27 protein-coding genes are annotated in these 25,928 nt (G+C 69.2%); 4 read left to right on the forward strand and 23 right to left on the reverse strand.

Going from position 1 to position 25,928, the window contains the following annotated elements; all coding sequences use genetic code 11:
* Positions 1-25 precede the first annotated feature (25 nt).
* The 3 genes from RAC81_RS14425 to RAC81_RS14435 are packed head-to-tail and all read right to left on the reverse strand — an operon-like array spanning position 26 to position 1,796.
* Positions 26-745, reverse strand: coding sequence for a hypothetical protein (locus RAC81_RS14425; RefSeq protein WP_375083000.1), 720 nt, complete (start codon positions 743-745; stop codon positions 26-28).
* A complete protein-coding gene (locus RAC81_RS14430) occupies positions 742-1,188 on the reverse strand; it encodes a DUF6114 domain-containing protein (RefSeq protein ID WP_375083001.1) in 447 nt (148 codons plus the stop codon). The genes RAC81_RS14425 and RAC81_RS14430 overlap by 4 nt, the downstream gene beginning before the upstream one ends.
* Positions 1,179-1,796, reverse strand: a complete 618-nt coding sequence (locus RAC81_RS14435) for a DUF6230 family protein (RefSeq protein WP_375083002.1) — start codon at positions 1,794-1,796, stop codon at positions 1,179-1,181. The genes RAC81_RS14430 and RAC81_RS14435 overlap by 10 nt, the downstream gene beginning before the upstream one ends.
* A 99-nt stretch (positions 1,797-1,895) precedes the next feature.
* Here RAC81_RS14435 and RAC81_RS14440 point away from each other — a divergent pair, with 99 nt between their 5' ends.
* The gene (locus RAC81_RS14440) at positions 1,896-2,495 is read left to right on the forward strand and encodes a TetR/AcrR family transcriptional regulator (protein WP_375083003.1); all 600 of its coding nucleotides are present in this window, start codon (positions 1,896-1,898) and stop codon (positions 2,493-2,495) included.
* Here RAC81_RS14440 and RAC81_RS14445 read toward each other — a convergent pair.
* From RAC81_RS14445 to RAC81_RS14535, 19 genes are all read right to left on the reverse strand, one after another.
* On the reverse strand, positions 2,492-3,412 hold the full coding sequence (locus RAC81_RS14445) for an RluA family pseudouridine synthase (RefSeq protein WP_375083004.1): 921 nt from the start codon (positions 3,410-3,412) through the stop codon (positions 2,492-2,494). The two genes, RAC81_RS14440 and RAC81_RS14445, sit on opposite strands and share 4 nt — an antisense overlap.
* 2 nt (positions 3,413-3,414) lie before the next feature.
* A complete protein-coding gene (locus tag RAC81_RS14450; protein WP_375083005.1) occupies positions 3,415-3,981 on the reverse strand; it encodes a signal peptidase II in 567 nt (188 codons plus the stop codon).
* A 96-nt stretch (positions 3,982-4,077) separates the two neighbouring features.
* A complete protein-coding gene (locus RAC81_RS14455; RefSeq protein ID WP_375083006.1) occupies positions 4,078-4,671 on the reverse strand; it encodes a DivIVA domain-containing protein in 594 nt (197 codons plus the stop codon).
* 153 nt (positions 4,672-4,824) lie between these two features.
* Positions 4,825-5,121, reverse strand: coding sequence for a YggT family protein (locus RAC81_RS14460; protein ID WP_375083007.1), 297 nt, complete (start codon positions 5,119-5,121; stop codon positions 4,825-4,827).
* Positions 5,122-5,124: 3 nt separating this feature from the next.
* Entirely contained in the window at positions 5,125-5,604 is a 480-nt protein-coding gene (locus RAC81_RS14465; RefSeq protein WP_375083008.1) for a cell division protein SepF, read from the reverse strand.
* A 43-nt stretch (positions 5,605-5,647) separates the two neighbouring features.
* Positions 5,648-6,328, reverse strand: a complete 681-nt coding sequence (locus tag RAC81_RS14470) for a YggS family pyridoxal phosphate-dependent enzyme (protein ID WP_375083009.1) — start codon at positions 6,326-6,328, stop codon at positions 5,648-5,650.
* Positions 6,325-7,482: a cell division protein FtsZ gene (gene ftsZ, locus RAC81_RS14475; protein ID WP_375083010.1), complete on the reverse strand. Its 1,158-nt coding sequence runs from the start codon at positions 7,480-7,482 to the stop codon at positions 6,325-6,327. The genes RAC81_RS14470 and ftsZ overlap by 4 nt, the downstream gene beginning before the upstream one ends.
* A 179-nt stretch (positions 7,483-7,661) precedes the next feature.
* Positions 7,662-8,585, reverse strand: coding sequence for an FtsQ-type POTRA domain-containing protein (locus RAC81_RS14480; protein WP_375083011.1), 924 nt, complete (start codon positions 8,583-8,585; stop codon positions 7,662-7,664).
* 3 nt (positions 8,586-8,588) lie between these two features.
* Entirely contained in the window at positions 8,589-9,986 is a 1,398-nt protein-coding gene (gene murC / locus RAC81_RS14485) for a UDP-N-acetylmuramate--L-alanine ligase (RefSeq protein WP_375083012.1), read from the reverse strand.
* Between the two features lie 53 nt (positions 9,987-10,039).
* Positions 10,040-11,116, reverse strand: coding sequence for a glycosyltransferase (locus RAC81_RS14490; protein ID WP_375083013.1), 1,077 nt, complete (start codon positions 11,114-11,116; stop codon positions 10,040-10,042).
* The gene (gene ftsW / locus RAC81_RS14495) at positions 11,113-12,381 is read right to left on the reverse strand and encodes a putative lipid II flippase FtsW (RefSeq protein ID WP_375083014.1); all 1,269 of its coding nucleotides are present in this window, start codon (positions 12,379-12,381) and stop codon (positions 11,113-11,115) included. The genes RAC81_RS14490 and ftsW overlap by 4 nt, the downstream gene beginning before the upstream one ends.
* Positions 12,350-13,888, reverse strand: coding sequence for a UDP-N-acetylmuramoyl-L-alanine--D-glutamate ligase (gene murD, locus RAC81_RS14500; protein ID WP_375083015.1), 1,539 nt, complete (start codon positions 13,886-13,888; stop codon positions 12,350-12,352). Before murD ends, ftsW begins: the two co-directional genes overlap by 32 nt.
* The gene (gene mraY, locus RAC81_RS14505; RefSeq protein ID WP_096715675.1) at positions 13,878-14,990 is read right to left on the reverse strand and encodes a phospho-N-acetylmuramoyl-pentapeptide-transferase; all 1,113 of its coding nucleotides are present in this window, start codon (positions 14,988-14,990) and stop codon (positions 13,878-13,880) included. The genes murD and mraY overlap by 11 nt, the downstream gene beginning before the upstream one ends.
* A complete protein-coding gene (murF, locus tag RAC81_RS14510; RefSeq protein ID WP_375083016.1) occupies positions 14,987-16,399 on the reverse strand; it encodes a UDP-N-acetylmuramoyl-tripeptide--D-alanyl-D-alanine ligase in 1,413 nt (470 codons plus the stop codon). The genes mraY and murF overlap by 4 nt, the downstream gene beginning before the upstream one ends.
* A gap of 26 nt (positions 16,400-16,425) precedes the next feature.
* Positions 16,426-18,213 carry a peptidoglycan D,D-transpeptidase FtsI family protein gene (locus RAC81_RS14515; RefSeq protein WP_375083017.1) on the reverse strand — a complete coding sequence of 596 codons (1,788 nt, stop codon included), beginning with the start codon at positions 18,211-18,213 and terminating at the stop codon, positions 16,426-16,428.
* A gap of 31 nt (positions 18,214-18,244) precedes the next feature.
* Positions 18,245-18,817: a hypothetical protein gene (locus RAC81_RS14520; protein WP_375083018.1), complete on the reverse strand. Its 573-nt coding sequence runs from the start codon at positions 18,815-18,817 to the stop codon at positions 18,245-18,247.
* Positions 18,814-19,749, reverse strand: coding sequence for a 16S rRNA (cytosine(1402)-N(4))-methyltransferase RsmH (gene rsmH / locus RAC81_RS14525; protein ID WP_375083019.1), 936 nt, complete (start codon positions 19,747-19,749; stop codon positions 18,814-18,816). Before rsmH ends, RAC81_RS14520 begins: the two co-directional genes overlap by 4 nt.
* Before the next feature lie 115 nt (positions 19,750-19,864).
* Positions 19,865-20,296: a division/cell wall cluster transcriptional repressor MraZ gene (gene mraZ, locus RAC81_RS14530; protein WP_067120554.1), complete on the reverse strand. Its 432-nt coding sequence runs from the start codon at positions 20,294-20,296 to the stop codon at positions 19,865-19,867.
* Positions 20,297-20,561: 265 nt separating this feature from the next.
* Entirely contained in the window at positions 20,562-20,936 is a 375-nt protein-coding gene (locus tag RAC81_RS14535) for a DUF3040 domain-containing protein (protein WP_375083020.1), read from the reverse strand.
* Between the two features lie 97 nt (positions 20,937-21,033).
* Between RAC81_RS14535 and RAC81_RS14540 the strand changes: the two genes are divergently transcribed.
* On the forward strand, positions 21,034-22,122 hold the full coding sequence (locus RAC81_RS14540) for a polyprenyl synthetase family protein (RefSeq protein ID WP_375083021.1): 1,089 nt from the start codon (positions 21,034-21,036) through the stop codon (positions 22,120-22,122).
* Positions 22,123-22,156: 34 nt separating this feature from the next.
* On the opposite strand, the gene RAC81_RS14545 is transcribed toward RAC81_RS14540, so the two are convergent.
* Entirely contained in the window at positions 22,157-22,525 is a 369-nt protein-coding gene (locus RAC81_RS14545; RefSeq protein WP_341934058.1) for an Rv2175c family DNA-binding protein, read from the reverse strand.
* Between the two features lie 133 nt (positions 22,526-22,658).
* Between RAC81_RS14545 and RAC81_RS14550 the strand changes: the two genes are divergently transcribed.
* Positions 22,659-23,852 (forward strand): LysM peptidoglycan-binding domain-containing protein, encoded by a 1,194-nt coding sequence (locus RAC81_RS14550; protein ID WP_375083022.1) that lies wholly within the window; start codon positions 22,659-22,661, stop codon positions 23,850-23,852.
* Between the two features lie 79 nt (positions 23,853-23,931).
* Positions 23,932-25,878 (forward strand): Stk1 family PASTA domain-containing Ser/Thr kinase, encoded by a 1,947-nt coding sequence (pknB, locus tag RAC81_RS14555; RefSeq protein ID WP_375083023.1) that lies wholly within the window; start codon positions 23,932-23,934, stop codon positions 25,876-25,878.
* Positions 25,879-25,928: the final 50 nt, after the last annotated feature.

Raw genomic sequence — 25,928 nt, forward strand, 5'->3', positions numbered from 1 at the left:
TTGCGCGGACTGCCGACATCGGTCGTCACTCTGCCTGCACGATCCGCTGATCCGTGTTCGCGTAGGTGATGGAGTCCGCTGTGCTGCCGACGAGGCCCATCGTCACGTTCAGCAGTCCTGGCTCGATGTCCGTGAGTGGCGGCGGCGTATCGAGTCCGATCGTGAGCGGCTCTCCGCCGATCGCCGAGGCGCTCACGGAACCGAGATAGACGCTCACGTCGCCGCGCAGGGTCATGGTGTCGGCGGTCGTCACGAGTCCCGGACCCCCTGGAGGGCGGACCGTCAGCGAGAACCCCTCGATCGTGATCGAGTCGGCCGAGATCCTCAGTGCGCGCACTCCCCCGCCGTCCACTGTCGGCACGGTCACGATGGAGATCCCCGAGAGCCCGGTGAACGACAGCGAGGTCGAGCCCAGCGACGCGGGCGTGCCCGTGAAGATCGGCGCGGCATCGTCGACGGGCGCGGGTACCGGGTCGACAGGCGCGGCTACCGGGTCGACAGGCGCGGGTGTCTCGGCGGGGTCGAGCGGCAGCAGTGGATCGGTCGGCAGGATCGGGTCCTGGGGGTCGGCCGGCGCGGGGCTCTCCGACGGGGCCGCGGGATCCGGCTGCGGCTCGGGATCCGGGCAGTAGATGAGAGGGATGCAGAACCCGGCCTGCGGGCGCGGCGCAGCCGCCCCCAGCGTCATCGGAGTCACCGCGAGGGCGATCACCAGCGCGGCGGCGAGCCCGGGTCGACGGGTCACGTCGCCGTCACCTCATCGGCCGACGCAGCAGCTGCGGCCGTCTCTCGCGGCGCCATCCACGCCACGACGAGGATGCCGCCGACGACCGACAGGAGCATCCCGACGAGGAACCCGCCGAGATTGACGCCGATCAGGGAGTAGAGACCCACCGCGAGTGCGATCACCCCGTAGAAGACGTGGTGGGCGGGCATGGCGATGGCCAGGATGCCGAGGAGCAGCAGCACGAGCGGGATCACCGTGGCTTGCAGCCCCTCGATCCCGAGCTGCACGTGCAGATGGCCGAGGTCGAGCTGCCCGGAGAAGAACATCTCGACGCCGCCGACCGCCACGAGGATGCCGCCCACGAACGGGCGCTGTCGCCGCCAGGTGCGGAAGCGGCCTGGCGTTGCGACGGCGGTGTCTCCCGAGTCCTGGCTCACAGCATCCGCCCCGTTCAGAAGCATCCCTGCGAGCCGTCCGTGAGCTCGAGCGACATGCCCTTCAGCGTGAAGACGGATGCCTGGGTGCTCCACGCCGTCTGCTGGAGGTTCGTGATCGAGATCGTGTCGGAGTCCTGCGCGAAGTCGCCCGGCGAGCCCTTCGCATCCGTGGCTACGGTGGACGCATCGACGCCGATGCGGATGCCGCCGAACGACGCGTCTCCCTTGAGGCCGGTCATCCCGATCTGCAGATCGCTCGCGGTCGCCGGCTCCCTACCGCCGCCCGCCTTGATCAACACCCCGACCGTGCCCAGAGGTGTCTCGGTGATCACCGACTGGCAGAGGTCGGTCAGCGTCGCGCTCTTGATGTTCGCGATCGCGACGGTGTGCTCGACGCCCTCGGTGTCGGTCGCGACGCCCGCGTACTGCGAGAAGCCGGTGCCTTCGAGCTGGCTCGCGCCGATCTGGAACTGACTGCCCGACACGGCGAACGAGACGGGAACCGCCCCTTGGGCGACACCTCCGAGCAGCACTCCGGCGATGACCCCCGCCGGCACGGCTGCGAGGGTGATCCGGCCGGCACGCGTGCGGGTCGCGGCGGACAGGACTGTGGACGGCTTCGGGAACTTCATCGATCCTCCTCCTTCGCGCCGACGGCTCCGTCCGCGCGATATACCGATCCTAGGCGCTATTGATTCAGAGTCAATACCCGGTCTGGCTAGGCTTCAGGCATGCCGTCGGAGCCTCGTTCACGCCTCAGTCCTGAAGAGCGTCGCGCCCAGCTGATCGCGATCGGCGTGCAGTTCCTCGTCGACCACCCGCTCGACGAACTCACGATCGACGAGCTCGCGGCCCGGGCGGGCGTCTCGAAAGCCCTGATCTTCCACTACTTCGACAGTCGCCAGGGTGTCGAGCGCGCGATCGTCACGACCGCCCGCGACAGCCTTCTCGTGGCGACCGAACCGCGCGCCGACCTGCCGCCCCGCGAGCGCATCCACGACACGCTGCTGCGCATCGCCGGCTTCGTGCGCGACCACAGCGGCACCTTCTCTTCACTGGTCCGCGGCGTCGCGAGCGGTGACCCGGCCGTGCGCGCCATCGTCGACCAATCTCGCGACCTCAACGCGCAACGCCTCCTGGAGGCGTTCCAGGAGCTCGGAGCACCGAACGAGCTCGCGCTGCGGGTCGCGCTCCGAGCCTGGGTGTCGTTCACGGAGGAGGCCCTGCTGGAGCTCGTCGTCGATCGCCGTATCGACGACGAGGCCGCGGTCGACTTCCTTGAGAAGACGCTCGACGGCGTCGTCGCGGCCGCCTCCGACGCGCGCTTCTAGTCGGCGCGCAGCACGTCGAGAGCGTGCTGGAAGTCGTCGGGGTACGCGGACTCGAACTGCACCCACTCCCCCGTGGTCGGGTGCCTGAAGGCGAGCTGGTGCGCGTGCAGCCACTGGCGCGTGAGGCCCAGGCGCGCGGAGAGGGTCGGGTCCGCCCCGTACAGCGGATCGCCCACGCACGGATGCCGGTGGGCGGCCATGTGCACGCGGATCTGATGCGTGCGCCCCGTCTCGAGGTGGATCTCGAGCAGCGAGGCGCCCGGGAACGCCTCGAGCGTCTCGTAGTGGGTGACCGAGGGCTTGCCGTCGGGGACGACGGCGAACTTCCAGGAGTGGTTCGGATGCCGACCGATGGGCGCGTCGATCGTGCCGGCGAGCGGGTCGGGATGCCCCTGCACGACCGCGTGGTAGATCTTCTCGACGGTGCGTTCCTTGAAGGCGCGCTTGAGGGCCGTATAGGCGGCCTCCGTCTTCGCGACGACCATGAGACCGCTGGTTCCCACGTCGAGCCGGTGCACGACGCCCTGCCGCTCCGGCGCGCCGCTCGTGGCGACCCGGAATCCCGCCGCCGCCAGAGCGCCGACCACGGTCGGACCGTCCCAGCCGAGCGACGGGTGCGCCGCTACGCCTGTCGGCTTGTCGACCACGACGATGTCGTCGTCGTCGTAGACGATGCCGAGCTCGGGAACCGCGATCGGCACGATGCGCGGCTCCTCCTTCGGCTGCCATTCGACTTCGAGCCAGCCGCCACCGCGGAGGCGATCCGACTTGTCGAGAGTGGTGCCGTCGAGACGCACCCCGCCCGCCGCGGCCACATCAGCCGCGAACGTGCGCGAGAAGCCCAGCATCTTCGCAAGCGCCGCGTCGACGCGCACACCGTCCAGCCCGTCAGGGACGGGGAGGGTCCGGAACTCCACGATCAGCGCCCGTCGGCGTTTGCCGGACCGGAGCGAGACCCCGTGGCGTCGCGTGCCGAGTCATCGGACGCAGCTCTCTCGTGCTCGACCGCCTCGGCCACAGCCACGGCCTCTGCCTCTTCCTCGGTCTCGACGACCGCGTGGTCGCGCTCACGCGATCCGTCGAATCGCAGACCGAACACGACGAGCAGCGCGACGGAGATCATGCCCGTCACGATGAAGACGTCGGCGACGTTGAAGATCGCCGGCATCATCCACGGCATCGAGATCATGTCGACCACGTGCCCCATGGGGAAGCCGGGGTCGCGGAAGAGCCGGTCGGTGAGATTGCCGAGCACGCCGCCCAGCAGACCGCCGAGCACGACGGCCCAGAGCCGCGAACGGAGGCCGAAGGCCTTCCACACGATCACGGCGGCGACGACCGCGAGAGCGATCGTGAAGATCCACGTGACGTCCGAGCCCAGCGAGAATGCCGCACCGGGGTTGCGGACGTAGTACAGCTGAAGGAACTCACCCAGCACCGGTACCGGCTCCTGCAGGGGCAGGTTCTCGATGGTGAGGTACTTCACAAACTGATCGGCGGCCAGCACGACCACTGCGAGGATCGCAACGATCGCGCCGGCCGCCGACCGACGAAGAGGACGGCGTCCTGGCAAGAGGACGACCTACAGTCCGATCGCGGAAACCGGAGTCGAGTCCGTCGACGCCGACTTCTCGTCGAGGTCGCGGAGCTGACCCTCGATGTAGCCGCGCAGCTGCGAACGGTAGTCGCGCTCGAAGTTGCGGAGCTCGGTGATGCGGGCTTCGAGCGTGTTCCGCTCGCGCTCGAGGCGTGCGGACTCCTCGCGCTGCTTGGCCTCGGCCTCGCTGCGGATCCGGTTGACCTCACCCTCCGCCTCGGCGATGAGCTGGGCGCGCTTGGCCTCACCCTCGGCGACGTGCTCGTCGTGCAGACGCTGCGCGAGCTCGATGATGCCGGCGGTGGCGGTCGCGGAGCCAGAAGGAGCAGGCTCGGCGGGAGTCTCGACGGGAGCCGGAGCGGCAGGCGCCTCAGCGGCGGGAGCGGCAGCGGCGGCCGGAGCTGCGCCCGACTCGTATGCGGCCAGCTTGGCCTTGAGCTCTGCGTTCTCCTCGAGGGCCTTGCGCCACTCGATGACGATCTCGTCGAGGAAGTCGTCGACCTCGTCCGGGTCGAAGCCGTCCTTGAAGCGGACGTGCTGGAACTGCTTGGTGACGACGTCATCCGGGGTAAGTGCCATGGTGGCTCCTTCGATGAGTTCGGTTGCCAGTTTCGAGAATGGCGCGGTCGTGATGTGGCGCGAACCCGGGGCGCGCACCTGGGAGCCAAGCATAGTCCCCGAGCCTGTCCGCCGCGACGCCGCGACACCCGGACTCGAGAACTCTCGGCCGTCTCAGCGGAAGATGCCCACGATGTTCATGAGTATCAGCACGATGAGGATGGTCAGCGAGAATCCGAAGTCCAGAGACAGCGATCCGATCCGCAGAGGCGGGATGATCCGCCGGAAGAACCGGATGGGCGGATCGGTGACCGTGTAGACGACCTCAGCGGCCACCAGGCCGGCGCCCTTGGGACGCCACTCGCGATTGAACATCGGGATGTAGTCGAGGATCAACCGTGCGAAGAGGACGAGGAGGTACAGCAGCAGCGCCGTGTGGACGATGCTTGCGAAGACGGAGACGAGCCCCACGGGTTACGACTGGTCGAAGCCCGCGGACTCTGCGTCCGCGTGCGCGATGCCCCCGTGACCCGAGACGTTGATGTTCTCCGGAGAGAGGAGGAACACCTTCGAGGTCACGCGCTCAATGCGGCCGTACAGGCCGAGGGAGAGACCGGAGGCGAAGTCGATCAGACGACGGGCGTCCGCATCGCTCATCTGCGAGAGGTTGATGATGACCGGCACTCCCTCACGGAAGCTCTCGGCGATGAGCTGCGCATCGCGGTACTGCTTGGGGTGCACGGTGAGGATCTCGTTCACTGCCCCTCCTGCGGGCTGTCGCACCGCGACGGGACGACGCAGCGGGGTGATCGGGGCGGGGGCCGGCTCGTCGCGCTCGCGGTCGCGGTCACGCTCTCGGTGGGCACGGGCCGGAGCCTGCTGCTCCTCCTCGTAGACCTCTTCCTCGTCGGCGAGGCCGAGATACACCATGGTCTTCTTCAGCGGGTTACCCATCGTGTCCTCCGGTTCGAACGTGTCGGGCTGGTCTGGTTAGAGGTTAACCCCGGTCGGGGCGGGGTCCTGTGATTGCGGAGCCGATCCGAAGGTGTGTCGCACCCGCGGAGATCGCCTCGACGAAGTCGCCGGTCATCCCGGCGGAGAGCCACGTCGCCGAAGGGTCGACGGTCCGGACATCGTCGGAGATCGCACGCAGCCGCGCGAAGGCCGGGGCCGGGTCCTCGTCGAGGGGCGCGACGGCCATCACCCCGCGCAGCCGCAGGCTGGGCAGGGTGAGCACGTGCTCGGCCAGGGCCCGCGCCGCTTCGGGGGCGACGCCTCCGCGCCCTGGGTCGTCGGTGAGGTTCACCTGCACCAGAACGTCGAGGATGCCGTCATCCTCCGCAGCCCTGTGCAGGGCGTCGGCGAGGCGTTCGCGGTCGACGGAATGCACGGCATCCGCGCTCCGTCTGATCGCGGCAGCCTTGTTCGTCTGCGCCTGACCGATGAAGTGCCACCGGACGCCGAGACCGTCGAGCTCGGCGGTCTTCGCAGAGAGCTCCTGTTGCCGGTTCTCCCCCACATCAGCGACGCCGAGAGCCGAAAGCTCCCGCACGAGCGATGCGGGGTGGAACTTGGTGACGACGATCCGCGTGATCTCCCGCGGGTCGCGCCCGGCCAGGCGCGCGGCGTCGGCGATCCGCTCATCGATCGCCGACAGCCGGGCAGCCAGGTCGGTCACTTCAGGAATTCGGGGATGTCGATGTCGTCGTCCGCGAATGCCGGCTCGATGCTCGTCGCGGTCACGCGCTGCGGAACGGCTTCGTTCTTCTCGGCCTGCTCGGATGCCGCGGGCGCGCTCTCCTCGTCGTTCGAGAGCGTGACCTCGGGAAGCGTGCTGGCCGCAGCCGGGCGCGTGACCACCATCGGGTCGAGGCGCAGCGAGGGCTCGCCGCCGTCGAATCCGGCCGCGATCACCGTGACACGCACCTCGTCGCCGAGGGTGTCGTCGATGACCGTACCGAAGATGATGTTCGCCTCGGGGTGAGCGGCCTCCTTGACGAGGTCGGCGGCGTCGTGGATCTCGAAGATGCCGAGGTTCGAGCCACCCTGGATCGAGAGCAGCACGCCGTGCGCTCCCTCGATGCTCGCCTCGAGCAGCGGGGACTCGACCGCAAGCTCGGCGGCCTTAATCGCCCGGTCGGCACCGCGCGCGGATCCGATGCCCATGAGCGCGGAACCCGCACCCTGCATGACGGACTTCACGTCGGCGAAGTCGAGGTTGATGAGGCCGGGGGTCGTGATGAGGTCGGTGATGCCCTGCACACCGGCGAGGAGCACCTGGTCGGCCGTGGCGAACGCCTCGATCATCGAGATGCCGCGGTCGCTGATCTCCAGCAGTCGGTCGTTCGGCACCACGATGAGGGTGTCGACCTCTTCCTTGAGCTTGGAGACGCCGGCCTCGGCCTGGCTCTGGCGTCGACGGCCCTCGAAGGAGAACGGCTTGGTGACGACACCGATGGTCAGCGCGCCGATCGACTTCGCGATGCGGGCCACCACGGGTGCGCCGCCGGTGCCGGTGCCGCCTCCCTCGCCCGCAGTGACGAAGACCATATCGGCACCCGTGAGCGCCTGCTCGATCTCCTCGGCGTGGTCCTCGGCGGCGCGACGGCCGACCTCGGGGTCGGCGCCGGCGCCGAGTCCGCGAGTCAGCTCGCGGCCCACGTCGAGCTTGACGTCGGCGTCGCTCATGAGGAGAGCCTGCGCGTCGGTGTTCACGGCGATGAACTCGACTCCGCGGAGACCGAGTTCGATCATGCGGTTGACGGCGTTGACGCCGCCACCGCCGACGCCGACGACCTTGATCACGGCGAGGTAGTTCTGGTTCTGGCTCATGGCCGGCCTCCGAATAATCGAGCCTGTCTGATGGAGAGCCACCCCCGCCGGGTTGAACCTTAAACCTCAACTAGAGGTGTAAAGTATTTCCCGGCAATGGTTTCTCTTGTTCGAAGGTAAGCGCCGCATGGGTGCGTGCGCGCAACGACACGGGCGTGTCGTGTGTTTGCCGAGCGAACTCAGCCGACGACGACCGCGTGCGGCGAGGTCACGTCGATCGACGACGCCCCTGGCACGGAGCGCAGCGTCTTCGCGAGGACCTCGCTCTTCGTCGGCGAGTTCTCTGAGTTGCCCCACACGATCGTCAGTCCCGTGCTGAGCGTCAGCGTGACGTCGTCGGGCGTCGTCGCCGTGACGTTGGTGAGCGCCGCGCGCAGATCCGCGGGAACGGAGCGCACGACGAGCCCCGCCGACTCGAACGCCGCGGAGTCGGTGCCGCCCGTGATGTTGAGGATCGGCTGACCCGCCGGCTGGTCGGAGGTCGTCGACAGCGCGACGCCCGCGGCATCCACCAGCGTGTACCCCGCCTCGGAGCGGATGACTCCGACGGGAGTGCGCTCGACGATGCGCACCGTGAGGTCGTGCGGCGGTTTCGCCTCGAGAGCGTAGGTCTCGATGAGGGGGAACGCGAGCAGCGATGCTTTGACCTCGCTCGAATCCACGAGCGCCAGCGGGGTGCCCAGCTGATCCGCGAGCGCGGCCTCGAGGGTGGCAGGGTCGAGCGTCGTCGCGCCGACCACGGTGATCTTCTCCACCGCGAACAACGGGCTGTAGGCGGCCGCGACGCTCCCGCCCACGAGCACGACAGCGGCCCCGATCGCGGTCAGCCAGACGATCCTGCGGCGACGCGACCGCTGGGTGAATCGCCGGATCTCCGCACGAAGCGCCTTCCGTCGCGCTCGCGCGGCACGCCAGACGTCGCGCGCAGACATCTCACGGTCGTCATCGACGGCCTCCGTCGGGGGGAACTCCGAGATCGTCCCCGGTGCCGCTCCGCCTCGTCCGGCAGTGCCCCGTCCGACCGCGGTGTCGGGCCGTCGGCGCGCGGCCGCGTTCTCCGCGGACTCGCCGGCAGGCGTCGGGAGCGGGGGCGGGCGGCGCATGCGCTACGCCTCGATGGTCCGCAGCGACTCGAGCACCTGCGGGATGATCTGGTAGACGTTGCCGCACCCCAGCGTGATCACGTAGTCGCCCTCACGGGCGACGGATGCCGTGTAGTCGGCCGCCTGCTGCCAGTCGGCGACATAGTGCACGTGGGAGGGGTCGCGGAACGCACCGCTGACCAGCTCGCCGGTGACCCCGGGGACCGGGTCCTCCCGCGCGCCGTACACGTCGAGCATGACGGTGTGGTCGGCGTACGTCTCGAGCACGTCGGCGAACTCGCGGAACATGTGCTGCGTGCGCGAGTAGGTGTGCGGCTGCTGGATCGCGATGATGCGGCCTTCACCCGAGATCGACCTCATCGCCTCCAGAGCCGCCCGCACCTCGGTGGGGTGGTGCGAGTAGTCGTCGAAGACCGCGACTCCTCGCTCGACGCCGTGCTTCTCGAGGCGCCGGACGGTGCCGGCGAACCCCTCGACGGCTCGCGCTGACTCCTCGAGACCGAATCCCAGGGCGCGCAGGACGGCGACGGCACCCGCCGCGTTGACGGCGTTGTGCACGCCCGGTACGGCCAGCTGCAGGCGGACGCTCGCGTCGCCGTGCGTGAGGGTCGCGGCCACGGGGCCCGCGGCGACGATGTCGGTGATGCGGAGATCGGACCCCTCTGCCTGGCCGAAGGTCATGACGTTCGGGTGCGAGAGACCCGCGCCGACGCGAAGCGCGCCCGCGTCGTCGCTCGAGATGACGACGGCCTCGGTCGCCGCGTCCGCGAAACGCACGAACGCGTCGTGGAACGCCTCGTCGGATCCGTAGTGGTCGAGGTGGTCGGGGTCGACGTTCGTGATGAGGGCGACCGCGGTGTCGTAGAGGAGGAAGGTCCCGTCGGACTCGTCGGCCTCGATCACGAACAGCTCGCCGGAGCCGGATGCGCTCGACACGCCGAGCTGCTCGATCACGCCGCCGTTCACGAAGTTCGGATCGGCGCCGAGCGCCTGCAGCGCCGTCACGATCATGCCGGTCGACGTCGTCTTGCCGTGGGCGCCGGCGACCGACACGAGACGGCGGGAGCCGATCAGCCAGTGCAACGCCTGCGAGCGGTGGATCACGTGCAGGCCCCGCTCCTTCGCGATGACGAACTCGGGGTTCTCCGGCCAGATCGCTCCGGTGTGCACGACCGTGTCGGCATCGCCGAGATGTGCGGCGTCGTGCCCCACGTGGACGGTCGCCCCCGCAGCGGCCAGGGCGCGCAGGTTGTCGCTGTCGGCGCGGTCACTGCCGGACACGCGGATGCCCGCGTCGAGGAACATGCGCGCGAGGCCGCTCATGCCGGATCCGCCGATGCCGATGAAGTGCGCGGAGGAGATCGACTCGGGGATCGGGAGGGAGAGGTCAGGTCTGATCATGTCGGGTTCAGTCTACTTTTCGGGTCGGACGGAGCGGCGCAGGGCAGCGCCGGTCACACGGAGGCGAGAGCGCGGTCGACGAGCGCGATGAGGTTCTCCGTGCCGCTCCGGGTCCCGACCGTCGACGCCGCCGCCGACATGGCGGCGAGGCGGTCGGGATCGCCCAGGAGCGGGAGGACGATCCGTCGCACGGCGTCACCGTCGAAGGTGGCGTCGTCGAGGAGCTTCGCCGCACCGGCGGCGACCGCGGTCGCGGCGTTGAGACGCTGCTCGCCGTTGCCGACCGAGTACGGCACGTACAGAGCGGGGATGCCGAGGGCGCTGATCTCGCTGACCGTGGCGGCGCCGGAGCGCGACACGATGAGATCAGCCAGGGCGAACGCGAGGTCCATGCGGTCGACGTACCGCACGAGCGCATACCCCGGGACGCCGGGATCGGCCAAGTCGCTGCGCTCTCCCGTCACGTGCAGCAGCTGCCATCCCGCCGCGAGCACATCGCCCCACGAATCGGCCAGAGCGTCGTTGAGACGCTGGGCGCCGAGCGATCCGCCGAAGACGAGCAGCACGGGGCGCGCTGCGTCGAGGCCGAAGTGAGCGGCTGCCTCGTCGCGCACCGCGGCACGATCGAGCTCGATGACCTCTCTGCGCAGCGGCATGCCGACGACCTCGCCCCCGCGCAGCGGGGTGCCGGCGAAGGCGACGCCCGTTGCGGCGGCACGACGAGCGCCGAGCACGTTCGCGAGACCGGGTCGCGCGTTGGCCTCGTGCACGACGAACGGAATCCGCTCGCGGCGCGCGGCGACATAGGCCGGAGCGGAAGCGTAGCCGCCGAATCCGACGACGACGTCGACGCCGTGCGCGCGGATGTGGTCGCGCACCTGGGCGACCGCCCGACGGAACCGCAGCGGGAACCGCGCCGCCTGCGCGTCGGGACGCCGCGGGAACGGCACCTTGTCGACCACGAGCAGCTCGTAGCCTCGTGCGGGCACCAGCCGGGACTCCAGTCCCTCCGCCGTGCCGAGCACCAGCACCGATGCCTCCGCGTCGCGCGAACGCAGTCCGTCGGCGACGGCGAGCAGGGGGTTGACGTGACCGGCGGTTCCCCCGCCGGCGAGAAGGTAGGTGGTCACCGTGAGACCCTACCCCGCGCGGCCGAGGGGCCCCGTCCAGCAGAGCGCGCCCGTCCCGGCGAGGCTGCCCGCTCAGTCGCGCGTGCCTCTGCGGCCGGGATCGTCCTGGCGAAGGCGAGGAGCACGCCGCAGGCGATGAGCACGGCGAGCAGCGCCGTCCCTCCCTGCGACATGAAGGGCAATGGCACGCCCATGACCGGGAACACGCCGATGACGACGCCGATGTTCAGCACGGCCTGTCCCGTGATCCAGACCGTGACACCGCCGGCGGCGACGCGGATGAACGGGTCGGAAGTCTTGCGGATGATGTGGAAGGCACCGACCGTGAAGAGCGTGAACAGCGCGAGCACGACAACGCAGCCGATGAGGCCGAGCTCCTCCCCCACGATCGCGAAGATGAAGTCGTTGCCCGCGGCGGGGAGCCAGCCGTACTTCTCCTGCGAGTTGCCCAGGCCGACGCCGAACACTCCGCCCGAGGCCATGCCCCAGATGCCGTGGATCGACTGGTAGCAGTCGCCGGTGTAGGCGGACATGTCCGAGCACGTCGCTGTGATGCGCCGCATCCGATCGGGGCTGGTGACGGCCAGGGCGATCACCGAGGCGATGCCGAGCAGCACCGGGAGGATGAAGAGCCGCAGCTTCACCCCCGAGAAGAAGAGGCAGCCCAGGAGGACGAGCACGAGCACCATGGCGGTACCGAGGTCCTTGCCTGCGAGGACGGTGCCGATCGCGAGCGCGCCGACGGGAACGACGGGGATGAAGACCTGGTGCCACGTGCCGAGCATCGTCTGCTTGCGCATGAGCACGTAGCCGATCCACAGCGCGAGCGCGAGCTTGAGGAACTCGGACGGCTGCAGGGTGAAGCCGGCGATCTTGATCCAGTTCCGGTTTCCGCCGTCCTCGATGCCGAGGGGGGTGAAGACGAGCAGCTGCAGCGCGATAGCGCCGAACAGCGCCGGCCAGGCCATGCGCTTGAGGAAGCGGACCGGCATCCTCGAGATGAGGAACATCAACGGAACGCCGAGCACGGCGAACACGCCCTGGCGCAGAGCGCCGTCCATCGGGTTCTCGCCCCGGGAGACGGCGGTGGCGCTGGTCGCGGACAGCACCATGACGAGCCCGAAGATCGTCAGCAGCAGCGCCGCGGAGGCGATCATGAGGAACTCGGTCGAGAGCGGCGTGAAGCGGCGTCCGAGCGAGACACGTGCGGCGAGGCCGCCCGAAGACCCGGACTCAGAGCGCGGGGGGCGTGCGACCTGTGTCATCGGCGCTCCCCCGGTCTATCCAGTCCTGCACCGCTTCGGCGAAGCGGCGGCCGCGATCCGCGTAGCTCGTGAACTGATCGAAGGATGCCGCGGCGGGAGCCAGCAGCACCGTGCCCTCGCCGTCGACGATCCCCGCAGCGATCTCCACGACGCGGTTCATGACCTGACCAGTCTCGCCAGCATCGACCTCGAACACGGGCACCGTCGGCGCGTGTCGCTCGAATGCCGTCACGACCTCGGATCGCTCGACGCCGATCACGACCGCTGCGCGGGCCGTCGCGCCTGCGGAGGCGACGAGGCCGGCGATGTCGACGCCCTTCAGGTCTCCCCCGACGACCCACACCGCGCCGGGGTACGCGCGCAGCGACGACGCCGCGGCGTGCGGGTTGGTCGCCTTGGAATCGTCGACCCAGGTGATGCCGGCGTGGCGGGCGATGACCTGGATGCGGTGAGCGTCGAGACGGAAGCTCTGCAGCGCGTCGTGAATCGCCTCGGGGGCGACATCCAGCGACCGTGCGAGCGCACTCGCCGCGAGGATGTTCTGCACGATGTGCGGAGCGCTGAGCCCGGCGGTCTCGAGATCCGCGACGGTCGTGAGCTCGAGTGCGCTGCGTGCGCGATCGTCGAGGAACGCGCGATCGACGAGGAGTCCCTCGACGACCCCCAGATCGCTGGGTCCGGGGATGCCGAGGTCGAACCCGATCGCGCGCGCCCCCTCGACCACCTCGACGTCCTCCACCATCAGGCGGGTCGCCTCATCGGCCTTGTTGTACACGCAGGCCACGCGGGTGTTGCGGTAGACGAGCGCCTTCGCGTCGCGGTAGGCGCGGGCGCTGCCGTGCCAGACGAGGTGGTCGTCGGCCAGGTTCAGGCAGACGGACGAATGGGGGTACAGCTCGCCCTCCGGCTCCGCGAGGCCGAGGTACCAGAGCTGATGACTGGAGAGCTCGACGACCAGAACGTCGAAGCCGGAGGGGTCGCGCACGGCATCCAGCACCGGCACCCCGATGTTCCCGCACGGAGCCGCGCGCAGTCCGCCCTCGACGAGCAGGCTCGCCGTGAGCTGGGTCGTGGTGGTCTTGCCGTTCGTCCCCGTGATGAGCACCCAGTCGGCCGGGGTCCCGTCGGCGCGCACGACCTTGTCCCGCACCCGCCAGGCGAGTTCGACGTCGCCCCACAACGCGATGCCCGATTCCCGCACCCAGCGGATGACGGGGTGCGCGGGCGCGAACCCCGGGGATGCGATCACGACCTGCGCGTCGAAGTCGACGAGGGTCTGCGGCACGTCGCTCAGTGAGCCGAGCTCGAGGCGCGCCCCGATGACCGGGACGAGCTTCGCGTACTCCTCGTCGGCCGACTCGCTGAGCACGAGCACCTCGGCGCCGAGCTCCGTGAGAGTGTCGGCGACCGAGAAACCCGTCATCGAGAGGCCGAGCACCGCGACGCGAAGACCCGCCCAGTCGGCGTTCCAGCTGGTGAGCGATGCGAGCCGGGAATCAACCGACACGGGTCAGCCATTCCACGTAGAAGAGGCCGACCGCCGAGACGGCGAGGAGCCCGGCGATGATCCACATCCGCACGACGATGGTGACCTCCGACCAGCCGCGCATCTCGAGGTGGTGGTGGAACGGGCTCATAAGGAACAGCCGCTTGCCGCGGGTGATCTTGAAGTACGCGCGCTGCAGGATGACGGAGCCCGAAGCGAGCACGAACACGCCTGCGATCACGAGCAGCAGCAGCTCGGTGCGCGTGAGGATCGCCATGGCGGTGATGACGCCGCCGATGGCCATCGAGCCCACGTCGCCCATGAACACCTTGGCCTTCGGGGCGTTCCACCACAGGAAGCCGATGAGGCTCGCCGCGAAGGACGCAGCGACGATGGCGAGGCTGAACGGGTCGCGCACCTCGTAGCATCCGCCGATCGCTGCCTTCTCGACCCCTTCGCCGACGCACGACTGCTTGAACTGCCAGAAGGCGATGAGGCTGTACGCGCCCACGACGATCACACCGGCGCCGGCGGCGAGACCGTCGAGTCCGTCGGTGAGGTTCACGCTGTTCGAGGTCGCGACGCCGATCACCGAGATCCACAGCAGGTACAGCACCCAGCCGACGACGACCGTGAACGCGAACAGGTTGAGCCACGGGATGTCGCGGAACAGGGAGATCGATCCCGACGCGGGCGTCTGGTCGAACTTGTTCGGGAAGTTCAGCGCGACGATGCCGAACGGGATCATCACGATCAGCTGCCCGATGATCTTGCGCCATCCGGAGAGGCCGAGGCTCCGCTGGCTGCGCACCTTCATGTAGTCGTCGATGAAGCCGACGGCTCCGAAGCCCACCATGAGCCAGATCACGAGGATCGCCGACAGCGCCGGTGTTCCTCCGCCGACGAGGACGCCGGTGAAGTACCCCACCATCGTGCCGGCGATGAAGATGACACCGCCCATGGTCGGGGTGCCGCGCTTCGCCTCATGGCTCGGATTCTCGAGCGCCTCGGGAGTGCGGATGACCTGACCCCATCCCCACTTGCGGAAGAGCCGGAGGAAGACGGGAGTCAGGAAGAGTGTGAAGGCGAGCGAGATGGCCGCCGCCATGATGAGTGACCTCACGAGAACAATTCTCCCAGACGATCACCGAGATGCCGGAGCCCGACCGAGTTGGAGGACTTGACGAGCACACGATCGCCGTCGCGGAGCTCCTCGCGCAGGTACTCGAAAGCCGCGTCCTGGTCGGGGAAGAAGACGGCCTCGCTGTCCCACGACCCTTCGCCGATCGCGGAGATGTAGAGGCGGCGCGCCTCGGGTCCGACGACCACGATGCGCTGGATGTTGAGACGCACGGCGAGCAGGCCGATGCGGTCGTGCTCCTCCCCCGCGGTCTCACCCAGCTCGCTCATGGCGCCGAGGACGGCCACCGTGCGCTCTCCGGGGCCGGTGATCTGCGCGAGCGTGCGCAGTGCGGCCGCCATGGAGTCCGGGCTCGCGTTGTAGGCGTCGTTGATGATGCGGACACGGTCGTTGCCGAGTGGCTGCATGCGCCAGCGCTCCGCGATCTCCACGGTCTCGAGTCGCTCGACGGCATCCGCCGTCGAGACGCCGAGCACCCCGGCGGCGGCGATGGCTGCGAGGGCGTTGTTGATGTGATGCGCTCCGAGGACGCGGAGGCGCAGCGGCACACGCGCGCCGGCTGCCTCGATCACGCAGGAGGTGCCGGATGCCGTGACCTCGAGCCCCTCCGCCCGCACCTGCGCCGCGGCGCCCTGGCCGAACCCGACGACGTTCATGCCCCGCGACTCGGCGAGCTCGCGCATCGCGGCGACACGCGGATCGTCGATGTTCAGCACGGCCGTGCCGGTGGGGGTGGCGGCCGCCACGAGCTCGGACTTCGCCTTCGCGGTCGCCTCGATACCCCCGAAGCCGCCGGCGTGGGCCATGCCGACCATGAGCACGACCACCACGTCGGGCTCGACGAGGCCGGCCAGGCGGGCGATGCTGCCGGGCGCGTCGGCTCCGAACTCGCTGACGAGGAAGCGGGTGCCGTGCGTGACGCGCAGCATCGTGACGGGGGCGCCGACCTCGTTGTTGTACGAGGCGATGGGGGCCACCGTGGCCCCTTCCTCCGACAGGATCCGCGCCAGGAAGTTCTTGGTCGTGGTCTTGCCGTTCGAGCCGGTGATGCCGATGATCTTGAGCGAGCCGGCCGCGCGGACCCGTGCGACGACCTCTCGCGCGAGGTCGGCCAGCGCGCGCACCGCGTCCGGGACGACGATCTGCGTGATCTCCTCGTCGACAGGGCGCTCGACGATCGCGAGCGCGGCGCCTGACGCGGCAGCCGAACCCACGAAATTGTGGCCGTCGGTCGCTGCGCCGGGCTTCGCGACGAAGATCGAGCCGGGGCCCATGTTCCGCGAGTCGGTGTCGACGACGCCGTCCACCACGGTCTCGGCCGTGGCTTCTCCGGCGAGCCGCAGATCACCCCCCAGGACGGCGGCGATCTCGGCAAGCGACAGGGCGATCATGACATCTCCAGGCGCGGGCGCGCCGATCATTCGAATTTCGGAAGCAGTGCGTCCATCGGGGTGGAGGACGGCATCACGCGGTACGTCTTCATGGTCTGCGTCATCGCCTTCTGGAAGGCCGACGCGGTCGCCGCGGATGATGTAACTCTAGTCGGCTCGTCGAGAGTCACCACGACGACGTACTGCGGATCGTCGACGGGCGCGAAGCCCACCATGCTCGTGTAGTACACGCCCTGCTTGTAACCGCCGTTGCCGTCGGGGATCTGCGCGGTACCGGTCTTGCTGGTCACGCGGTACCCGGGGACCTGGATGCGCTCCGCGTTCCCGCCCTGCACCGCGACGTTCTCGAGCATCCGGGTGAGATCGGCCGCCGTCTGCGGCTGGATGATCTGCTCACGGCTCGGGGCGTCGGGTGTGACGGTCGTGCCGTCCGGTGCGGTGCACGACTCGACCAGCGAGAGGCCGATCTTCTCGCCGCCGTTCGCGATCGCCTGGTACGCGCCTGCGAGCTGCGGAGCGGTCACCGTGAAGTACTGCCCGAAGGTCGTGGTGTAGAGCGACTGGTTGTCCCACTGGTCGGTGGGGTGCAGGAGGCCGGACGACTCGTCGGGGAAGCCGACGGTCGTCTCGCCGACGCCGAAGCGCTGCAGATAGTCGTGGCGCACATCGGGGCTCACCATGGTGCCGAACTTCGACAGCGCCACGTTCGACGAGTCGATGAGCGCGCCGGCGAGGGTGTACTGGAACGTCGGATGCACGAACGCGTCGTTGATCACGGCGCCGTTCGGGAACTTCTCCTTCGAGGATGCCGAGACCGTCGGGCTCGTCATCGTGACGCCCCCGTTCTCCATGACGGCTGCCGCGGTCACCGCCTTGAAGGTCGACCCCGGCTCGAACGGGTAGGTGAAGAGCTTGCTGCCCCAGGTGTCCGAGCTCGAGGCGTTGAGGTCGTTGGGGTCCATGGTCGGCCACTCAGCGGCGGCGCGGATCTTGCCCGTCGCCACCTCGACCACCGTCACCGTGCCGCCCTTGGCGCCCTGCGCCTGCGCCTCCTCCGCGATCATCTGCTGCATGTACCACTGCAGGTCGCTGTTGATCGTCAGCTGTACGGTTCCCCCGTCCACGGCATCCGTCCGGCTCTCGCTGCCCGGGATGATGACCCCGTCCTTGCCGGTGCGGTAGCTCTCCTCGCCGTTCGTCGGCGCGAGGCACCTGTCATCCATCTTCTCGACGCCTGCCTGCGCCGCGCCGGTGCCGTCGAGGAAACCGACGACGTTGCCGGCGACCGCGCCGTTCGGGTACACCCGCGTCTCGCGCTCCTCGAAGTGCAGGTACTTCACACCGTCGGCCTTGAGCTCCTTCAACTGGATGTACTGTTCGGCGTTGAGGCCCGTCTTCACCTGGTACCACTGCGACTCGGGGTCCGCGGCATGCTGTGCCTCGACTCCCGTCCGGAGCGTCTCGGCGTCCACGCCCGTGATCTCGGCGATCCGCTGTGCGGCTTCCGCCCACGGGATCTTCGGTGGGTTCTTCTCGTCCGTCTCGAGCAGGTTCATGACCTTCGGGTCGACGTTGGCGTCGTACACGGCCACGCTCTCGGCGAGTACGTTGCCGTCCGAGTCCACGATCGATCCGCGGTCGCCGTAGATCGTGGTGCCGTGGGAGATGAACTCGAGCGACTGCGACACGTGCTCGTCGGCGCGGACGATCTGGATGTCGATGAGGCGCACGATGAACGCGGCGAGGATCGAGAGGATCACGGCCAGTGCGACGACCGTGCGTCGCCGCGGCGTCCGGGTGGCTCGTGTCGTCATGGACTCTCTCCGTCGGATCGTGGTGGTCGGTTCAGCGCGTCGTGGGGCTGGGAAGGCCGTCGGTGATCGCCGGTGGCAATTCCTGCTGCGTCTGGCCGCTCGCGGCGTCGGCGGCATCATCCGTCGCCGTCGCGGTGACCGGGGCCTGGAGCAGCGCGTTCCCGACCGCTCCTGCACCGTTCGGATCGATCGTCGACGTGCCGCCTGCGCCCGTCCCCTGGCCGAAGATGGCGCCGTCGCTGAGACGGAGGTAGGAGGGGGTGCCCGCGACGACCATCCCGAGCGATGCCGCGCCCGTCGCCAACGCCTGCGGAGAGCTGAGACCCGTGAGGTCCTCCTGCAGCGCGTCGGTGCGGAGGTCGAGGTCGTGCTGCTGCGAGGTGAGGCTGGCGAGCAGGAACGAGTCCTGCGTGATGGCGAGCGACAGTCCGATCTGGGCCGCGCCGATCGCCATGGCACCGGCGAGAGCCACCAGTGCGTACGCCAGCTTGGGCTTGCGGCGCGTCGGCGTGCCCGTGACCGGCTGCAGCCGTCGACGAGGCGCGCGGCTCGGCGCCTCCCTCTCGACGGTCCTGGGGGCTCGCGCTGCTGCGGGGAGACTCATGCGTCACGCACCTTCTCGGCGGCCCGGAGGCGCACGGGGATCGCGCGGGGATTACGTGCCCGCTCGTCGTCATCGGCCAGTTCCGCTCCGCGGGTGATGATGCGGAAGCGCGGTGCGTGTTCGGGCAGCTCGACCGGGAGGCCCTTCGGCGCGGTGGACGCGGCGCCCGCCGCGAACGCCTGCTTCACGAGGCGGTCCTCGAGCGACTGGTACGACATCACGACGATCCGACCTCCGAGCGCGAGGGAGTCCATGGCGGAGGGGATCGCGTCTGCGAGCACGCTGAGCTCGGTGTTGACCTCGATCCGCAGGGCCTGGAAGACGCGCTTCGCGGGGTGCCCGGCGCGCTGGGCAGCGGCGGGAGTCGCCGCGACGAGGATGTCGACAAGCTCTCCCGATCGCGTGATGGGCTTCTGCTGACGCGCCTCGATGATGAAACGGGCGTACCGGCCGGCGAGCTTCTCCTCGCCGTAGCGCTCGAAGATCCGGCGCAGGTTGCCCTCGCTGTACGTGGCGATGACCTCGGCGGCGGTCACGCCCTGGGTCTGATCCATGCGCATGTCGAGCGGGGCATCCTTCGAGTACGCGAACCCGCGATCCGCCTCGTCGAGCTGCAGGGATGAGACGCCGAGGTCGAAGAGGATGCCGGACGCGCCTTGCGCGTGCAGTCCGATCTCGTCGTACACGGTGTGGACGAGCGTGATGCGATCGCGGAAGCGCGAGAGGCGCTCCCCCGCGATGCGCAGGGCGTCGGTGTCACGGTCGAGCCCGACCAGTCGGATGTTCGGGAACCGCTCCAGGAGCGCCTCGGAGTGCCCTCCCATGCCGAGAGTGGCATCGACGAGGATCGCCCCGTCGCGCTGGAGGGCGGGGGCGAGCAGCTCGATGCAGCGCTCGAGCAGGACCGGGGTGTGGATGTCGCGGAGGTTCATGATCTTTCTCGGGTGACCTCTGTCTCGGTGACCAGGGCCCTGATCCCCCTCCGCTTCTCGACCCGGCACCGGGGAAGTGTGTCGGGGCGGGAGCGGCGGGGCATCACAGCCGTGGTCAGAACAGTCCCGGAATCACCTCCTGCTCCAGGTCGGCGTAGGACTCCTCGCCGGCGGCGAGGTAGGCGTTCCAGCTCTCTGCATCCCAGATCTCGGCATGGGCGCCGACTCCGGTGACGATGAGCTCCTTCTGCAGGCCCGCGTACTGGCGGAGGTGCGCGGGGATGGTGATGCGGTTCTGACTGTCGGGCATCTCCGCACTGGCACCGGAGAGGAACAGGCGCATGAAGTCGCGCGCCTGCTTGTTGGCGAGCGGCGCCTGACGGATCCGCTCGTGCATCGCCTCGAACTCGGCCGTGCTGAAGACGTAGAGGCAGCGCTCCTGGCCCCGCGTGACGACGATGCCGCCACCGAGGTCTTCGCGGAACTTCGCAGGGAGGATGACCCGCCCTTTGTCGTCCAGCTTCGGAGAGTGCGTACCCAGCAGCATCGGCCATCACCCCCTCTTCGTCCGGCCAACTTCGAGGTGCACCCCACTTTACTCCACTTTCCTCCACAAACCTATGGTGAATTGCCCGGAGACGGCGCGAAGGCACGCACGAGCCTCAGGGCGCGGCGAGAGAGTCGCGGAATCACACGGAAATCGCCGAGTGGAGGACGGTGGAGGGCGAGTGGAGGAAATTCCCACGACAGCATCCGGATACGACGAAGGCCCGGATGCTCAGAGCATCCGGGCCTTCGAGGAGAAGTGGAGGTCAGCGACCGTCTTGACGGCGATCCCAGCGATCGTTCATGCGGTCCATGAAGGAGACCGATCCGCGCGCCTTCTTGGGGGCGCGCTCGGTCGGCGTCGACGAGGTCGGCCGTCGCACGGGAGTAACGGCGAGCATCACGCCGCCCAGCATGGCGGCGAAGCCGATGACTCCCACCACGACACCCCACACGTCGCCGAGGATGACACCCACGATCAACCCGCCGACGCCGGCGAGCAGCAGAAGCGCCCCGTAAACGAGATTGCGATAGCTGAGTGCTCGGTCGCCTGACGGCGCACTCACGACATCGGCGTCATTGTGGAGGAGATGGCGCTCCATCTCGTCGAGCAGACGCTGCTCCTGTTCGGAGAGTGGCATTTCGTCCCCCTCGGGTATGGTCTCCTCATTCTACGCGCGGTATGAGGTCGCGGGCTAGTGAGCGGGCCCCTCATTGGCTTTACGTATGCTGGGAGTCGTGCCGACCCCTTCCCCCGTGCCCGATGCGGTGGCCGCCCGCCTGCAGTCGTTCCTCGACAGGATGCGTGCGGAGGCGATCGCCTACGGACCGGATGCCGCCGCCCTCGTCGAGTCCGGTGCCGACACCCTCGTCGGCGGGAAGCGGCTGCGCGCGCGCTTCTGCCATGCGGGCTGGCGGTCGGTGGCCCGCCACCGCGACCGTGGGGCGGTCGAGCACGATCCGCTCTGGGACGTCTGCGCGGCGCTCGAGATCTTCCAATCCGCCGCGCTCGTGCACGACGACATCATCGACAACTCCGACACCCGTCGCGGACGTCCGGCCGCGCATCGCGCGCTCGAGGCGTCGCACCGCGAGGCCGGATGGACCGGCGACGCCGCGGCGTTCGGCCGCTCGTCGGCGATCCTGCTCGGCGACCTGCTCGTCGCCTGGAGCGACGACCTGTTCGAGGATGCCGTCGACTCCCTCCCCCACGCGGGCACCATCCGCCGAGAGTATGCGCGCATGCGGCGGGACGTCACGGTCGGTCAGTTCCTCGACATCGCCGAGGAGTCCGCCTGGAGCGTGAACGCCACCGAGTCGCACGTCGAACGCGCTCTGCGAGTGGTGTCGCTGAAGTCGGCGAGGTACAGCATCGAGCAGCCGCTCGTGCTGGGCGCGGCGGTCGCCGAGGCCGATGTGGAGCAGTTGCGCGCCCTGCGTCGGTTCGGGCACCCCGTGGGCATGGCCTTCCAGCTGCGCGACGACGTGCTCGGGGTGTTCGGCGATGCGGCCGTCACCGGCAAGCCAGCCGGAGACGATCTCCGTGAGGGCAAGCGCACGGTCCTCGTCGCGCTCACGCGGCAGACTCTCGACATCTCGGCGCGCAACCTGTTCGACGAGATGCTCGGCGACCCCGAGCTCACCCCCGAGCAGATCCGCTTCCTGCAGGCGACCATCTCCGAGTCGGGTGCTCTCGAGCGCGTGGAGTCGATGATCGACGACTACGCGAAAGAGGCCGACCGCGCGCTCTCGGGCGCACGCCTCGACAACGCAGCCGTTGGAGACCTGCGCGATCTCGCCCGCGCGGCGACCGTGCGCGCAGCCTGACCCCCGGAGCCGGCGGCCTCACACCGCCGATCGATCAGGCGAGGGTGCGCGCGATGCGACGGACCTCGCTCTTGTGGCCGGCGAGCAGCGCGGCGATCGGCGAGCGGCCCAGCGTCTCCTCGTCGGCGAGCAGCCAGTCGACGACCTCGTCATCGGTGAAACCGGCGTCCTGCAGTGCGATGACGGTCCCGCGCAGGGACGAGAGCGGGTGGCCGTCGACGATGAACACCGACGGCACGGCGAAGACGCCGGATCGACGCGACCCGATGAGGTAGTGCTCGTCGATGAGGCGACGGACGCGGCCGAGCGGCTCACCCAGCACCTCGACCAGGTCGGGCATCGTCAGCCACTCGGTCGGGGTGGCGCCGTTCTCGGGAAGGTGGTTCTCAGACTGCTCAGACACGCTGTTCACTATCTCATCTCCGCGAGATGATCGCATGCGGACGTGCCTGATCACATCTGTCACATGCGTCACTCTTGTTGACTTCTGTCTACACCCGTGTCAGCGTAGGCAGACGCCGAACAAGGGGGAAGCCTTGAGACAGCCACTCGCACGCCGTCGCGCCCGATACCTGCAGATAGGAGTACCCGCCGCGGTCATCGGATCCCTCACCGGACCCCTCGCGGTCGTTCCAGCCCAGGCCGACACCGCTTCGATCGAACGGATGCAGGCGGGCCCCGGCCGGATCGTCCCTGCAACGACGACTCCCTCCAGCTACGTGGTGCAGCCGGGAGACACCGTCTCGTCGATCGCTCGACAGCACGGCCTCCGCACGGTCGACGTCCTCGCCTGGAACGGACTCACCTGGCGCTCGGTCATCTATCCCGGCCAGTCGCTGACCCTTTCGGGCGCGACCGCTGCAGCCCCCGCGGCTCCGGTCTCGGTCACCACCGCGCCCGCGGGCGCCTCGCACGTCGTGGTCAGCGGTGACACGGTCTTCGGCATCGCGCAGAAGTACGGCACCACGGTCGACGCCGTGCTCGCGGCCAACGGCCTCACGCGCGCCTCGGTCATCCACCCCGGGCAGAGTCTCGCGGTCTCCGGCGCCAGCATCCCCGCTCCCGCTCCCGCCGCCGCAGCGCCCCTGACTCCCCCGCCTCCGGCCGCGGCGCAGACCCATGTCGTGGCCGCTGGGGACACGTTGTTCGGCATCGCCCAGAAGTACGGCACGACCACGGCCGCGCTGTTCGCCCTGAACGGCCTGTCCTCGGGTTCGATCATCTATCCCGGGCAGAGCATCGCCGTCGGCGGCGCGCCCGCGGCCCCCGCAGCCGCCCCCGCTGCAGCGCCGGCGCCTGCCGCGCCATCGCAGTCCTCAGCGGCGCTCGACGCGGAGCAGGCCGGCAACGCGGCCCTGATCATCCGCATCGGCCGGCAGCTCGGCGTCTCGGATCGCGCGATCGCGATCGGACTCGCGACCGCGATGGTCGAGTCGAGCATGCGCAACCTCTCCTGGGGCGACCGCGACTCGCTCGGCCTCTTCCAGCAGCGCCCGAGCACCGGGTGGGGCTCTGCGGAGCAGATCCTCGACGCCGACCGCAGCACGCGAGTGTTCTTCGGCGGCGCCGGCGACCCCAACGGCCAGGCCACCCGCGGCCTGCTCGACATCCCCGGCTGGGAGTCGATGCGCTTCACGGATGCCGCGCAGGCCGTGCAGATCTCCGCCTATCCCGAGCGATACGGACTGTGGGAGACGCAGGCGTACCAGTGGCTCGTGCAGTACGGATGAGCCCGTTCGAGGCAAACGCGCAGGAGCAGAGGGCGAGCCGTTCCCGGAGCTTTCAGGCAGTCCTCAATAGAATCTTGACGTGACGACCAATCAGCAGGCCGACCCCCTCATCGGGCGGCTTGTCGACGGTCGGTACCGGGTCCGCGCTCGGATCGCCCGCGGCGGCATGGCCACCGTGTACGTCGCGACAGACCTGCGTCTCGAGCGCCGCATCGCCCTCAAGGTCATGCACGCGCATCTCAGCGACGACTCGTCCTTCCAGAGCCGGTTCATCCAGGAGGCACGGTCGGCTGCCCGTCTGGCCGACCCGCACGTCGTCAACGTCTTCGATCAGGGGCAGGACGGCGAGCTGGCATACCTGGTCATGGAGTACCTGCCGGGCATCACTCTGCGCGAGCTGCTCCGCGAGCAGAAGCGACTCACGGTCCCGCAGACGATCACCATCATGGATGCCGTGCTCGCGGGCCTGTCGGCCGCGCACCGCGCCGGCATCGTCCACCGCGACGTGAAGCCCGAGAACGTGCTCCTCGCGGAGGACGGCCGCATCAAGATCGGCGACTTCGGTCTGGCCCGCGCCACCACCGCCAACACCGCGACCGGTCAGCAGCTGCTCGGCACGATCGCGTACCTCGCGCCCGAGCTGGTCACTCGCGGTACGGCCGACGCGCGCAGCGACATCTACGCCCTCGGGATCATGCTGTACGAGATGCTCGTCGGCGAGCAGCCGTACAAGGGCGAGCAACCCATGCAGATCGCGTTCCAGCACGCGACGGAGTCGGTGCCCCGCCCGAGCGTCCGCAACCCGGCGGTGCCCGAGCAGCTCGACGAACTCGTGCTGTGGGCGACCGAGAAGTCCCCGGACGAGCGACCGGACGACGCCCAGCAGATGCTCGAGCGCCTGCGCGACATCGAGCGCGACCTGGGCATCGCGCCCGCCGTCGCTGCGGCGACCGCTCCACAGCGCTCGCAGGCGGATTCCGCCGAGCTCACCAAGATCATGCCGAGCACGATGGTGCTCACCGACCCGACGGCTCCGGCGCCTCAGGCCGTCGACAACGCCACCCTGCTGCGGCGGCGCTCCTCTCGTCGCCGTGCGCGCGGCGCCCTGCTCCTCACCCTCGTGCTGCTGCTCGCCACCGTCGCGGGCGGCGTCGGCTGGTGGTTCGGCTCCGGCCCGGGCTCTCTCGTGGCCGTGCCCGATGTGGCGGGACTCACCTACGACCAAGCGGCGTCCGCTCTCACCGAGGAGGGCTTCGTCCCGGTCCGCGGTGAAGAGAACTCGATCGAAGTCGCGAGGGATCAGGCGATCCGCACCGATCCCGAAGAGGGCGAGCGGCTCGACAAGGGCACCGAGGTCACGGTGTTCATCTCGATCGGCCCGGCCAGCCACACCGCAGAGGCCCTCAACGGCAAGACCGAGCAGGAGGCGCGGGACTACCTCGGCGACATCAAGGTCAACGTGGCGGAGCAGCCCTTGCTCCTCTTCTCCGACGCCGAAGCCGGGCGGGTCATCAACGCCTTCGTGACCCCGCGCGACGGCGGCGAGGTGTACGGCTGCGGCGACGGGTGCGATCTGCTCGAAGACGACTCCGTCGAGCTCTACGTCTCGGCCGGCCCGTTCCCCGACGTCAGCGGGATGTCGGTCGATCAGGCCACGACGACGCTCACCGACAAGCAGCTGCAGGTCTCCCCGGAGATCGTCTACGCGTTCAGCGAGAAGCTCGAGAAGGACCTCGTCATCGGGGTGTCCGACCGTGCGGAAGAGGGCAACTGGCGCCCCGGAGACACCGTGCAGCTCATCGTCTCGAAGGGCCCGGAGCTCTTCCCCGTGCCCAACGTCACGAACAAGACGCTCGTCGAGGCCAAGCGGATCATCGAGGGAGCGGGTTTCACCGCGACCTACGCCGCCTGGGGTGACTTGCCCGGTTTCGCCGATCTGGCGAAGGTCACGGCGCAGGATCCGGGGGCGGACAAGCAGCTCCCCCGCGGAGGTACCGTCAAGCTCTCCATCCAGCTCAGCGGCTGAGCGGCATCCATCGTCCGCAGACCACGAAGGCCCTCCTCGATCCGAGGAGG

This window comes from Microbacterium sp. CR_7 (assembly GCF_041954755.1).
GTDB lineage: Bacteria > Actinomycetota > Actinomycetes > Actinomycetales > Microbacteriaceae > Microbacterium.